The 12992-nt window shown below is 61.1% G+C and carries 10 protein-coding genes; 7 read left to right on the top strand and 3 right to left on the bottom strand.

Annotated features, from left to right (window positions below; genetic code table 11):
- Positions 1-267: 267 nt before the first annotated feature.
- On the bottom strand, positions 268-1320 hold the full coding sequence (locus J3D46_RS23940; protein ID WP_253469618.1) for a proline racemase family protein: 1053 nt from the start codon (positions 1318-1320) through the stop codon (positions 268-270).
- Positions 1321-1885: 565 nt separating this feature from the next.
- Positions 1886-2353, bottom strand: coding sequence for a hypothetical protein (locus tag J3D46_RS23935; RefSeq protein ID WP_253469615.1), 468 nt, complete (start codon positions 2351-2353; stop codon positions 1886-1888).
- An 854-nt stretch (positions 2354-3207) separates the two neighbouring features.
- Between J3D46_RS23935 and J3D46_RS23930 the strand changes: the two genes are divergently transcribed.
- Together J3D46_RS23930 and J3D46_RS23925 are read left to right on the top strand one after the other, a co-directional pair.
- Positions 3208-4158 carry a LysR substrate-binding domain-containing protein gene (locus J3D46_RS23930; RefSeq protein ID WP_253469612.1) on the top strand — a complete coding sequence of 317 codons (951 nt, stop codon included), beginning with the start codon at positions 3208-3210 and terminating at the stop codon, positions 4156-4158.
- Between the two features lie 456 nt (positions 4159-4614).
- A complete protein-coding gene (locus J3D46_RS23925; RefSeq protein ID WP_253469609.1) occupies positions 4615-5622 on the top strand; it encodes an isopenicillin N synthase family oxygenase in 1008 nt (335 codons plus the stop codon).
- Positions 5623-6308: 686 nt separating this feature from the next.
- On the opposite strand, the gene J3D46_RS23920 is transcribed toward J3D46_RS23925, so the two are convergent.
- Entirely contained in the window at positions 6309-7193 is an 885-nt protein-coding gene (locus tag J3D46_RS23920) for a LysR substrate-binding domain-containing protein (RefSeq protein WP_253469606.1), read from the bottom strand.
- A 117-nt stretch (positions 7194-7310) separates the two neighbouring features.
- Between J3D46_RS23920 and J3D46_RS23915 the strand changes: the two genes are divergently transcribed.
- The 5 genes from J3D46_RS23915 to J3D46_RS23895 all read left to right on the top strand — a co-directional run bounded on the left by J3D46_RS23915 (position 7311) and on the right by J3D46_RS23895 (position 12964).
- Positions 7311-8459, top strand: coding sequence for an FAD-dependent oxidoreductase (locus J3D46_RS23915; protein ID WP_253469603.1), 1149 nt, complete (start codon positions 7311-7313; stop codon positions 8457-8459).
- A complete protein-coding gene (locus J3D46_RS23910) occupies positions 8459-9715 on the top strand; it encodes an allantoate amidohydrolase (RefSeq protein ID WP_253469601.1) in 1257 nt (418 codons plus the stop codon). Before J3D46_RS23915 ends, J3D46_RS23910 begins: the two co-directional genes overlap by 1 nt.
- A 171-nt stretch (positions 9716-9886) precedes the next feature.
- Positions 9887-11020: a tyramine oxidase subunit B gene (locus J3D46_RS23905; protein ID WP_253469598.1), complete on the top strand. Its 1134-nt coding sequence runs from the start codon at positions 9887-9889 to the stop codon at positions 11018-11020.
- Between the two features lie 85 nt (positions 11021-11105).
- Positions 11106-12395 (top strand): ammonium transporter, encoded by a 1290-nt coding sequence (locus J3D46_RS23900; protein WP_253469595.1) that lies wholly within the window; start codon positions 11106-11108, stop codon positions 12393-12395.
- Positions 12395-12964: a HutD family protein gene (locus J3D46_RS23895; protein WP_253469592.1), complete on the top strand. Its 570-nt coding sequence runs from the start codon at positions 12395-12397 to the stop codon at positions 12962-12964. Before J3D46_RS23900 ends, J3D46_RS23895 begins: the two co-directional genes overlap by 1 nt.
- Positions 12965-12992 lie beyond the last annotated feature (28 nt).

The raw sequence follows: 12992 nt of genomic DNA, 5'->3' as shown, positions 1-12992 counted from the left end.
CGGTATTTTGATCACCCGGCATTCAGCGGGGGTGTTTACCGTCGCACTGACGCCAGACGTTCCTTTTGGCCTCACTCGAGAGAAATACGCAGCGGAAGGGACAGTCAGCACTCCGCCCGCTGGAAAGTCCAAAGACATGGAGCCGCCGTACCACGCAGGACATTGACGCTGCCAGAGTGGCGAGGGCTGCATTCTTGGACGCCCTTGCCTGAACCTCGTATCAGCTACACGAGGGGCGTACCCGCTTTGTACTGAGAAGCTCTAGTGTCAGGCCCAGAGGTCACCTACCGTGAAGCCCTCCGGGAACGGATCATCCTTGTCCAACACAAGTGTGTTTAGCCCGAAGATCCAACTGGATCCTGTGATCCTTGGTACTACGGCGGCGTTGCCCGCGGCAGTTGATTCCGCTATCAGTTCGCCCGTGTAAACAGTGCCAAGGATGCCTTGGTGCCGGAACTTTTGGTTGAGGGGCAACTCCCCTTTTGCGTGCATTACGGCCATTTTTGCTGACGTTCCAGTCCCGCTGGGGCATCGGTCGAGCACTCCAGTCCAGGTGCTTGGATCATCCCAGGAGAAAGCACCGGAAGACATGACCACCGCATTCTTCCAGTCAGCGTTTGGATCACCGCTCGGCCCGGACATCTGCGAGACGGTTATTCCAATGCCTGGGTAGTCGGGGTGGTGTACTGGAAGCTGTTCGGCCGCCGCTTGTCGAATCATCGAAGCCACCCTCGCAATTTCCTGCGCTTGTTCGGGGACCAACTTCAAGTGTTCGAACTGCCTGATGTCAGTAATGACGTAGAACATTCCGCCCCACCCGACATCGACAGTGACCTTACCCAGGTGCGGCACATCAAGGACCGCATCAAGGTGAGCCGCGAATGCCGGGACGTTCTCGAAAGTCACGTTTTTGGCCTTCCCCTCATGGCATTCTACCCGCACGCGGATCAAGCCTGCAGGGGCTTCCAGGACCACTTCCGTAACTGGTTCCTGCATAGGCAGCATCCCCATCTCCAGCAACACCGTCGCAACCGCGATGGTGTTGCCGCCGGACATAACGGGATATTCGACCTGTTCCATGATGACGAAGCCGGCGTCAGCTTCAGGGTGACTCGGCGGCACGATCAGGTTGCAGCAGTACGGCGGGTAACCGCGCGGCTCACGAAGCATCAACTTGCGCAACTGGTCACCCTCGCCTTCCAGCCACTTCATCTTCTCGTAGACGGAGTTTCCTGGCACGTTCGGGACGCCGCCGGTGATGACACGCATGGGGATCCCGGAGTGAACATCGACCGCCTGGACAGTTCTTTTAAACGACATAGTTTCCTTTCAAAAGGTGCAATTCGGCCTGCGATCCGTGTTTCGGCTGTCAAAAGGGTGCCGCGGATTAGTCGCTGACGCCTTGTGGAATGGGTCCACTTCTACGGGCGAAGCCCACGGCCGCCCAGGTCCTGCCCCAGATCTGGTCGGTCTTGTCACTTGTGTTGGAGAAGCTGGCGAGATGCTCATGGCATCACCTGAACCCCCATAGTTCAGGGCAACGAAAGTGTGGAACTGACCGTTGGTGTTCGCGGCTGAACAGTGCCCCGAACCGCCATGTGTGTCACGCTCGTCGGCAACGCCTTGCGCGTGATCCGCCTGGGCATCTTTCCAGGCCTGCGGTTCGGGATTGGGAAGCCTGCACAGAAGGATCCGAAGCGCCACCGCCCCGACGTGGGCAAACAAATCGAGCCGAGCGCGACGATCGCGGCTCTTTCTTGTCGGTGGCCGCCTCGGCGACGGTTGCTCGTTCCCTCCCCTATATTCCGTTGAACGTTTCTGCTTGCGATTCTTGCGAGCAGGGCAGCGCCCTCGCTGGCCGCACGTTCCGGTCGTCCAAATCATGTCAGCAAGGAACCTCGTGCTCGTGCATGTTGGCAGAACAGACTACATCCGAGTGCAGGCCGCCCTCGACGACTGTATGAACTCCCCTGTGAAGCAATGCAAGAGCGGTACTAAGGGAGACACTTGAGCTCCGCGGCCCTTCAATGGACAGCGCGATCGCGGTGCAATGTTCACCGCCTTGCCGGATCTTGACCGATATCGGACGCAAGCTGCTTTGATAGAAAGCGGCCGCGCCCGCGTGATCAGGGATGGCGGGGACGGTAAAGTCGAAGTTCTCGCCAGCAAAGGTCTTGAGTTCCAGGGTTGTGCTTTGCTCACCATAGGAGGCTCCGGCCACCACCGCTGATCCGACAAAGGGACCACGGCTCCAGGCAAGCCCTCGCATCTCTTCCAATGTGTTTCTCCTGATGACCGGGCGTGAATTCTGGCGAGGGATCCACGTGTGTAGTTGTTGGGTTTCGCTTGTCATGGGCGAGATCGCCCGCCGCGACATTGTTTTCCGCGCCTCGTCGGCTTCACGCGCCCTCCCAGAAAGACGGGCAGCAGAGCCGTTTTCGGTACTGTCACGCCGTGCTTTTGGAGAGGCACTTCCGCTCCACGCATCCTGCGCAACCCCGAGCTGATCCGATTTCAGAACTGGCTTGGGTATCGGCGCGGGGCGGGCGGGAAACCAGCGGAATCTCGACAAAGGTTGTCTGCCGGTTGGAGGCGGTGCTTTGCGATACGGGGGCCATGGATCCTCCTAAATGTGGGGCGAATTCAGCGGCAATTCGCCGTGCTGATAGACAAAAGTGTGTCGGCCGTCACCCCGAAGGACAAGCAAATGATTACTGCGGTCTTTGAATAAAAAATTTGCATAATGATCGCGCAGCTCACACATGCTCGGGCTGCTCTGGGTAGGGTATGGCCCGGCTATCCCCGTTTGTGGCGGAGGCTGATCGACTCCATCTGGCGTTGCCGCTTCGCGTGACATGGAAGGTCAGCGACTGCTTGTTGACTTCAGGTTTGAGCTTCATTAAATTTGGCTCAGAAGTTGTAGGACAAATTTAGGCTAAGCGGGACCGATTACAGCCCCATTTGTCGGAACCCGGCAATGGAACGAGGTTGCCTCAGGGTATCCGCGCCTGCTTTGCGTTTGCACATAAGAGGCCCTGGGAGAAGATGCGCCGTAGCCCAGAGCATCCATCGCGGACCCTCCGACTAGCCGAACAGGTGTAGAAGTGAAGGAAGCTGTGATCGAAGCATGGACGCCCCTATCGCGAGGGGTTCGAAATTCGACTCATCGCCCGGACGATAGTGGCGCATCCGGCCGCAGCGGTTCTGATGCTTGATCCAAAGGTGAAGGTTCTGCAGCTGCTTGAGCGCTATGGCAGTGTCGCGGCCGTAGCTGCTGTGACCAGCTACACGCCGTCAGCCGTCTCGTACCAGCTGCGCCAACTTTCTGAACAGCTGGAAGTGAAACTCATTGAACCTGCAGGGCGCGGAATCAAGCTCACTGCTGCTGCACGCATCGTGCTGAGGCATGCTGAAGTGATGCAGACGCAGTACGAACTGCTGCGCAGCGAACTGGCGGCTACAAGTGAGGAATTTTCGGGCCAATTTACAATGTGCGGATTTTCCACCGCAGCAACGCACTTATTGCCGCACGCAACACTCACCTTGAGGGATCGGCATCCCAGGCTCCGGGTCAGGTTGATTGAAGCCGAGCCTTCGAACTGCTTCCGCCTAGTCGAAGGGGAAGAGGCGGACCTTGCTCTGGTCATGGTGACGGCAGATTCGCCACCCCTTAGCGATGGAAGATTCGATCAACAGCTCTTGCTGGACGACCCCCTAGACCTGGTTGTGCCTGCCGGACACCACCTGGCCGGCCGTCAGACCGTCACACTGGCAGACGCGGCATTGGAATCTTGGTCGATTGGCACTCCCGGCAGCGCGTATCACCAGCTGACTGTTGCTGCTTGCGTCGCGGCTGGCTTTACGCCAAACATGGCGTATCAAGCTGACGAATGGGAAACCGGCGCAGCACTCGTCGCTCAGGGGCTATGCGTAATGCTGATGCCTCGACTGGGGAGCATCGACCAACGGTGGCCCGTCGAACGAATCCAGCTCTCCGGCGAACCCGCTCCGGCCCGCCGCATCATGGCTGTAACACGCAAAGGCGCCGCCGGCCATCCGCTGGTCGCCGAGGCGCTCGGCCTTATTCATGCTTCATCCTCAAGTCTGTTCACCAGCGGCCCGAAGCCAACGAGTCTGATTTTCCCCACCATCGAGTAGCCGTTCTGACGCGCCGTCTGCTGGAGGACCGTGGTGCTCGGCCATAACCGCGGACGTGGCGGCTCAGCCTGTCTGATCGAATAGTTCGAGCCGAGGGCGATCCGCTGAACATCGCGTAAACAAGGTCGCAACTCGGCCCCTTGGGCCCGCGAGGACTATTGAATCCCAACGTCGACTTGAGCACCGGGCAGGCCGCATCCTTCGTGGAACTGATGTCCGGCTCCATCGGGAGCCGCGACCGTTTCCTTTGATGCTGCGTCGCGCCTTCGAGGGAAAAGAGCAGCCCTTGTCGAAGTAGAACAAGAACTCCTTTTCACAAAATTTTTTGATGAATCAGGCCCGAAATCATTTGCTTGTCCTTGGGGGTGACACAAACCACACTCTTAGTAACGGCTCAGCGAACTCTGTTCGGAAACGCCGCCCAACAAGCCTCAAACCACCATAAAGGAGTGCCCCATGACCCTCACACTGGACAGCAACCTCGCCGGCAAGCAGATCGCGTTCAGCGAGATTCCGGTGATTGACGTTGCCAAGCTGATCGACGGAAGCGACAAGGAGAGCGTGGCCAGCCAGATTGGTAAGGCCTGTGAACAGGTCGGCTTCTTTTACGTCAAGAACCACGGAGTCCCGCAGGACCTGATCGACCGGGTGTACAAGGCCACTAAGGAGTTCTTTGAACTCCCCCAAGAGGTTAAAGACCGCTTGCACGTCGCAGAGTCCGGTCCGACCCTCCGCGGCTACATCCCCCCCTATGGCGAGAATGCAGATCCGAAGAAGACTCGGGACCTCAAGGAAGTTTTTGACTACGGCGTAGACGGTGAAGAGGTCTCTCCCTTCTTCGGCCCGAACCTGATGCCGACGGAGGTTGAACTCCCCGGATTCGCTGCGGTGTGCGATGAATACCACGACGCCATGATGGCGCTGGCCCGCAAGCTCGTCAGTGCTTTCGCGATCAGCCTCGACCTTCCTGCTGACTACTTTGAGAAGCTGCAGCAAAACCCCATCACCATCCAGCGGCTCCTGCACTACCCCGCTATGAAGGGGCAGATCACCGAGGCGGAGATGGGCATCGGCGCCCACACCGACTACGGGTTCCTGACAATTCTTTCCCAGGACGCCGTGGGAGGCCTTCAGGTTCGAAACAGCGAGGGAGAGTGGATCACGGCCCCGCCCGTCGAGGGAGCTTTCGTGATCAACATCGGCGACCTCGTGCAATTCATGACCAACGGCCGCTACTCTTCGACCCTGCACCGCGTTATCAACACCAGCGGAGAAGCCAGGTACTCCATCCCGTTCTTCATCGATCTGGACTTCCAGGCGCCCGTCGAAACGGTACCGACCTGTGTGGACAATGAGCACCCCGCTGTAAAGCAGCCCTACACCTGCGGAGAGTACAAGTACAGCCGCTTCGTCGCTGTTTACCCACACCTTCAGGACTCCGAAAAAGAAACGACCGTCGCTTAGCCAGACAACTGAAGACTCTTCGCGGAGGCGAAAATTGCTGAGCGATTGACAGCGGCGGCGGGCACGACTGCTTCTATCCAGAAGGGGTAAGGGTGGGAATCGTCATAGATTCCCACCCTTACCCCTTTAAGCATTGGGCAGAGACAACAGCCTTAGGCGCTCGAAACGCAACGCCCACCCAGGGCCGTAAGATCGACTGTGGTCAAGAGGCGTACTAACGGGGCTTTCCGTCAAAGGTTCTCGAAAGCACCACCTTGTGCGGCGTTGAGCGTGGACATCCGATACCCGAGCGCTCATCCGCGGAAGCGTTTCCGCGGAACCGCGGCCGATGTCACCACAACGGGACAGGCGAGTTTACCCAAAGGCGGCTTGGTCTATTGAGTGGGTGCCGTCGCTCCCGCGGCAATTCGTGACCAACCAACTGCCAAGCCTCGATGTGCGGGCATCACGGCTCCCTCGCTGACAAATCTCGCTGATTCAGGGTCGCCTTCCACAGCCCACCAACCACTGTGGGGGCAATGGTCACCTGTCCTGAGGCCTGAGTTCAGGGAAACCGCTAAAGATCGCTTGGCAGCCAAAAGGCTTCTCTTCTTCATATCTTCCTTCATGCTCTGTGTAGCAGCAGTAAACTATGAATAACAAGAGTAAACAAATTGGTTTTCCGGCGAGTCTCTCACGGGTTTCAACTATGTAACGCCAGATGGAGCGCGCAGACACTCCACAAACTGGTCGATGGCGGGCGAGTGGCTCCTTCTTCCTCGAGCCGCATAGAGGGTCGTCTGGGGGCTCCCCGAGATGGGCCTGCTTACGACGCCGGGCATCTGGAAGCGCCCTACGGACTCGGGAAGAATCGACGCTCCCAGCCCTGCGGCCACAAGACCGAGCACTGTCTCTTGGTGAATGGCCTGCTGAACCACTTGTGGGGGTGTTTCCAACTCATCAAAGAGGCTCAGCACCCGGGCGATGAAACCCGGCATGAGGCGATACGGGAAGAGGATCATCGGCTCACCTTCTAGGTCTTCAGGCCGAATTTCGTCACGCGCCGCCAGCGGGTGAGCTTCCGGCAGGACAGCGACCAACTCCTCGGAGGTTAGGGCTTCCAGTCTTAGGCCGGGAACTTCGCCAGGGTCACGGACCAACCCAAGGTCCAGTTCGCCGTCGAGCAGTTGCTCAATTTGTTCCCCGCTGGTGAGTGGGCTGAGGATCAACTCCACGCGTGGCCGGCGTTCGCGGAAGGTCCTGATCGCTTCGGGAATGGTGGTGTAGCTTGCGGAACTAACAAAGCCGACCCTGATGCGGCCGCTTTGTCCGGCAGCAACGCTGGCAACGTCACCGGCAGCGTCGTCGAGTTCTTTCACGGCGCGTTGGATCCGGTTCTCGAAGGCCTCGCCGGCGGGGGTCAGGCTAACGCGACGGGTGGTCCGATCAAACAACTGGACGCCCAGCTCACTCTCCAACCGCCGAATCGCCACTGTCAGTGGCGGCTGGGTCAGGTGCAGGCGCTCAGCCGCCCGGCCGAAATGCAGCTCGTCCGCGACGACGAGAAAGTATCGAAGCTGCCTCAGTTCCATAGACCATTCTTTCGATTGACAACAATAATTCCTTCAAAAATGATATTGGACGCAGGCACCTGATGGGTGGGTAACTGGATTCAGCGCAGAAAACGCAACCAACAACAGGAGCCACTCATGGAATCGTTCGAATACGTCGTTGTCGGAGCCGGGTTGTCCGGTGCTGCCACGGCCTGGCAGCTCGCCGCCCGCGGCCACGACATTGCCCTGCTGGAACGCACCACCCCTGCCAACGACGCTGGAAGCTCCCACGGCTCGGCGCGCATCTTCCGCTACGCCTACCCGGACACCTTCTACACGGGCCTGGTCGTGGAAGCGAAGGCCGGCTGGGACGAACTGACCCGCTTGTCCGGAAAGCAGCTCATCACCCCCACCGGCGCGGTGGACTACGGCGCCGTCCGGAAGCCCGAACGCCTTGCTGCAGCGCTTGCCACCCACGGAATTGAGCACGAACTCCTCAGCGCCAAAGAAGCCCAGGACCGATGGGGCCAGATCGCTTTCGACACCGACGTTCTCTGGCACCCCGGCGCCGGTGTCATCGACGCCCACGAATCCGTTGAGGCGATGGTCGACCAAGCGGTGGACCACGGCGCTGCTCTGCACACCAATTGGGAACTGGCCTGCATCACCGAGACCGCGGGTGCCTACACTCTGACGTCCCTTGATGGGCGATCGATCAAGGCAGCAAACATTGTCGTTGCAGCGGGTGGGTGGCTTCCCAAGCTACTAGGGTCCCTGTCTCTGCCGACTTCCTTCCTTGAGCATTTCCCGGACTTCGAGGTTCGGCAGGAGCAGGCCTATCACTTCCCCTACGTTGACGGCACCGCCCCTGCTTCGTGGCCAACCTTCATCCACAAGCGTGAGGGTTGGCAGTCTTACGGCCTGCCGGGAGGCCGCGATGCAGGCTTCCGGGGTCAAAAGGTCGCCGAATACAACGGCGGGAAGATTCTGCCATCCGCCGCAAGCCAGGACGGGGTCATCGACCCGGTTAACCGCCGGCGGGTCATCGACTACGTCGAGAAGTACCTGCCTGGCCTAGTGCCCGAACCGTACGCGGAGACCACCTGCCTGTTCACCAACACCCCCACCGAAGACTTCATCATCGACCGCGCTGAAGGCATCACCATCCTCTCCCCCTGCTCAGGTCACGGCGCCAAGTTCGCGCCACTGATCGGCCAATTCGCCGCCGACCTCGCCACCGGCACCGGGACCGTCCCCGAACAGTTCCGCCTCGCCGCCCAGGCAACTGCAGCAGGAGCCCACTAATGGCCAACACCACCGGCAACCTCACACAGCAGAAAGGCACGAGGGCGGCAACGGTCACCGGACTGCTCTCCGACATCGCCAACCTGGGTACCGATCCGGTGCGCGGCGGGTACACCCGCCCCGTGTACTCCACCGCAGAACTGGACCTTCGCGAATGGTTCATCCACCAAGCCATCCAGCGGGGCCTGGCCGTGGAAACCGACCGGAACGGCGCCACCTGGGCCTGGTGGGAAACCCCAGGCGGGGACCGTGCCAACGCCCTGGTCACCGGCAGCCACCTCGACTCCGTCCCAGGCGGCGGCCCCTTCGACGGCCCCCTCGGAGTCGCCTCAGCCCTCGTGGCCGTTGACATCCTCAAAACCCGCGGCACCGTCCCGACCCGGCCACTTGCTGTCGTGGTTTTCCCCGAAGAAGAAGGCTCCCGCTTCGGGGTCGCTTGCCTCGGCTCCCGGCTCATGACCGGCGCCATCGACCCCGACAAGGCCCGGAACCTTCGTGACCCCGATGGCAACACCTTCGCCGACGTCGCCAAGGCCAACGGTCTGGATCCGCGCCACATCGGCAAGGACGAAGAATTGCTGGGCCTCATCGGTGCGTTCGTGGAACTGCACGTCGAACAAGGACGCGGCCTGATCGACCTCAACCAGCCCATCGCCATCGCCTCGTCCATCCTGGGCCACGGCCGCTGGCGCCTAAGCGTCACCGGCCAAGGCAACCACGCAGGAACAACGCTGATGGCAGACCGCCACGACCCTATGATCGCAGCATCCCGCACCGTCGTCGCGATCCGCGACACCGCCCGGAACCAGCCTCATGCCCGGGCCACTGTGGGTAGGTTGCAGCCGGTTCCCGGCGGAACCAATGTCATCGCCTCGCGCGTGGACTTCTGGCTCGACGTTCGCCACCCCGATGACGCGGTCACAGCATCCGTGGTGGAAAGCATCCACCAACAGGCCCAACTGATCGCCGCCGAGGAAGGCTGCACAGTCACTCTTAGCGAAGAGTCGCTCAGTACAACCGTTCATTTCGACCCCGGCCTCCAAGGTGCACTTCAACTGGCCCTCCCGGAGGCCCCCATCCTGGACACCGGTGCCGGACACGACGCCGGAGTCCTCTCCCCCTACGTCCCAACCGCGATGGTGTTCGTTCGGAACCCGAGCGGCATCTCCCACTCGCCCGAGGAACACGTCCTGGACGAAGACGCCGAAACCGGGGCCCGAGTCCTGGCCGACGCCCTCGCCAGCCTTCTGAGCTGAACAAACAATAGAGCACCCGCGCCGATCCGTCGGCGCGGGTGCTCTACGCGCGGGGGCCTTGCTTTCGGCGGAAGTTACATGTCGGAAACATCCGGATGACAGACCGGAAACCCGAACAGCGTTTACTAGTAGTTATCAACGTTTCATGACATGATCCACAAAGGAGTACCTGTGTCCACCGCAATCAACTTCCGCTACTTCAGCGAACCCGACATGATCAAAGCCGGCGTAGGCGATTTGGTGCGTTGCACCGATGTCATGGAGGAAGCGCTTGTCCTGCTCCGGCAGGGCGATTACCGAATGGCCGGCGAAAACGGAAACTCCCACGGAGCCATGATCACCTTCCCGGCAGCCCCTGAGTTCGAGGGCATGCCCAAGGACGGACCCGACCGGCGCTTCATGGCCATGCCGGCCTACCTGGGTGGCCGCTTCGGCACCTCGGGCGTGAAGTGGTACGGCTCCAACACCGAAAACCGCGCCAAGGGCTTGCCGCGCTCCATCCACGTCTTCGTTCTGAACGACAGCGACACCGGCGCCCCCTTGGCCATCATGAGCGCCAACCTCCTCAGCGCATACCGTACCGGCGCCGTCCCGGGCGTCGGCGTCAAGCACCTGGCCAAAGCGGATGCAAAAGTCGCCGCCGTCGTAGGACCCGGCGTCATCGCCCGCTCCGTCCTGTCCACCACCTTGGCCCTTCGCCCCTCGATCGACACCCTCTACGTCAAGGGCCGCAGCACCGGCAGCACCCAGGCCTTCGTTGACTGGGCACAGGCCACCTTCCCCCAGCTCACCAAAGTAGCCGCTGCCGCGACCATCGAAGAGGCCATCACCGAGGCCGACGTCGTCATGGCAACAACCTCCACCGACGCAGCCGGAAGCGACGCCTTCCCCTACTTCCCCAAGCACGCCATCAAGCCCGGCGCACTCCTGCTCCTGCCGGCAGCAGCCCGCTTTGACGACGACTTCCTCCAGGGCGACGCCCGGCTGGTCATCGACGCCGAAGGCCTCTATCAGGCCTGGCTCGAAGAATACGGCCCCACCGCCTACCAAATCCTCGGCATTCCCGGCTCTCACTGGTTCGGCCTCTTGGGAGAAGGCAAGCTTCCCGCGTCAAAGATCGAAGAAATCGCCGACATTGCAACCGGCAAGCTCCCGGCCCGCCGCGACGACGAAGAAATTATCCTGTACTCCGTCGGCGGCATGCCCATCGAAGACGTCGCCTGGGCAACAGACCTCTACCGCACAGCGGAGGAGAAAAACATCGGCACCGTACTGAATCTCTGGGACACCCCCGCCCTCGCATAGCACCCTAGACCCGCGTGGGGGCGGAGGTCACCCGCTCCCACGCGTACCACCGCACCCAACAAAATCCGTTCGAAAGGGGTTTCCCATGGATACGGGAAATGTCGCCTGGCTGCTGGTCAGCTCGGCCCTGGTTTGTCTCATGATCCCCGCACTGGCCCTCTTCTACGGGGGAATGGTCGGCTCACGCCGCATCCTGAACATGATGATGATGTGCTTCGGCGGCGTCAGCATCGTCGCCGTCCTCTGGGCAGCCTTCGGCTACTCCGCCGTGTTCGGCAACTCCCTCGGTGGTGCCGGGTTGCTCGGCGACCCCACCCAGTACCTTGGGCTGGAACAATTGCTGGCCGACGACCCCAACGCCCCCGTCCCCCCAGCCTTGTTCGCCGCATTCCAGCTCTTCTTCGCAGGCATCACTACAGCCATCATCGCCGGTGCAGCGGCAGGACGCATGAAGTTCGGCGCCTGGATGCTGTTCGCCGCACTCTGGGCCACTGTTGTCTACCTCCCCGTCGCCCACTGGGTCTTCGCCCTGAACTCCGCCGACGGCAGCGTCACCGGCGGGTGGATCCTCAACAACCTCAAAGCCATCGACTTCGCCGGCGGTACAGCAGTCCACATCAACGCCGGAGTGGCTGCCCTCGCCCTCTCCCTGGTCCTTGGCCGCAGCGCCGGATGGCCCAAAAGCGAACACGTCAAGCCACACAGCCGCCCACTCGTCCTCGTCGGCGCCGGACTCCTCTGGGTCGGCTGGTACGGATTCAACGCAGGATCCGCCCTCGCAGCAGGGAACACTGCCGCGGTCGTTTTTCTTACCACGTCAGTAGCAGCCGCCGCCGCGCTTCTGGGCTGGATCGCCGTCGAACGCTTCCGCCGCGGCCGGGCCAGCAGCATCGGCGCCGCCTCCGGACTCGTTGCCGGGCTCGTTGCCATCACCCCAGCTTGCGCCGCTGTCAGCCCACTGGGCGCCATCGCCATCGGAGCCATCGCCGGAGCCGTGTGCTCCTTGGCCGTCGAATGGAAATACCGGCTAGGCTACGACGACTCCCTCGATGTCGTCGGAGTTCACTTGGTCGGCGGCATCATCGGCACCCTACTCATCGGCATCTTCGCCACTGAAGCAGCACCCAACAAGACCGCGGGACTGCTCTACGGAGGCGGTCTCGGGCTTCTCGGAACCCAAGCGCTTGCCACCGGTGCTGTACTTCTCTACTCCTTTGTAGCTACCTGGCTCGTCGCCAAGCTCGTCCAGGTAACAGTCGGCCTGCGGATCCGGCCCGAGGACGAACTTCGCGGAATAGACCTCGCAGCCCACGCCGAAGAGGCCTACCTCGTCGATGAAGAACCGGAGATGCTCGGCTCTCCCTCCCGCTCCTGATGAAAATCGTCAGTTACAGCGATATAGCCGAATCCCACTGGATCAATGGGAGCGGTACCGTAAAAGTCATCGCATCGGGGGCCATCAGCAAAGACGGCACCGTCAGCTTCGCAGCAGGCGACCGCTGGGATTGGCGGCTTTCCGTAGCCGACGTCGGGCAGCCCGGAGACTTCTCTGCGCTTCCCGGCGTCGGGCGCATCCTAACGGTTGTCGACGGCGGACCACTACACCTGTCGCTTAATGGCAAATCCCGGCTGGCTTCCCACTATCAGCCGCTGGCGTTCGACGGCGGGATACCCACGAGAGCAACTCTGCCCAAAGGGCCCGTAAAAAACCTGAACCTTATGTGCCGCACGGGCCATGCCGGAGGCAGCGTGTCAATCATCCCGATGAAGGAGCACCTCCTGCGGTCCTACCAGGCTGCTGTCCTGTTGGAGGGTCAAGCTCACGTCCGCGGAAGGGAACTGAACATTTTGGATACAGTATTCGGTGCAAAGGGCGAACCTGACCTCATCCAAGGCCAGGGAACTTTGGCGCTGATCGGGCTGTATCGGACCGCCAGTCGTTGACGTCAACGCCATCAGTTCAGCCCGGAGA

It is taken from the genome of Paenarthrobacter sp. A20, assembly GCF_024168825.1.
GTDB lineage: Bacteria > Actinomycetota > Actinomycetes > Actinomycetales > Micrococcaceae > Arthrobacter.
The sequence above is the reverse complement of the archived record's forward strand: the minus strand, read 5'-3'. Positions and strand labels throughout refer to the sequence as shown.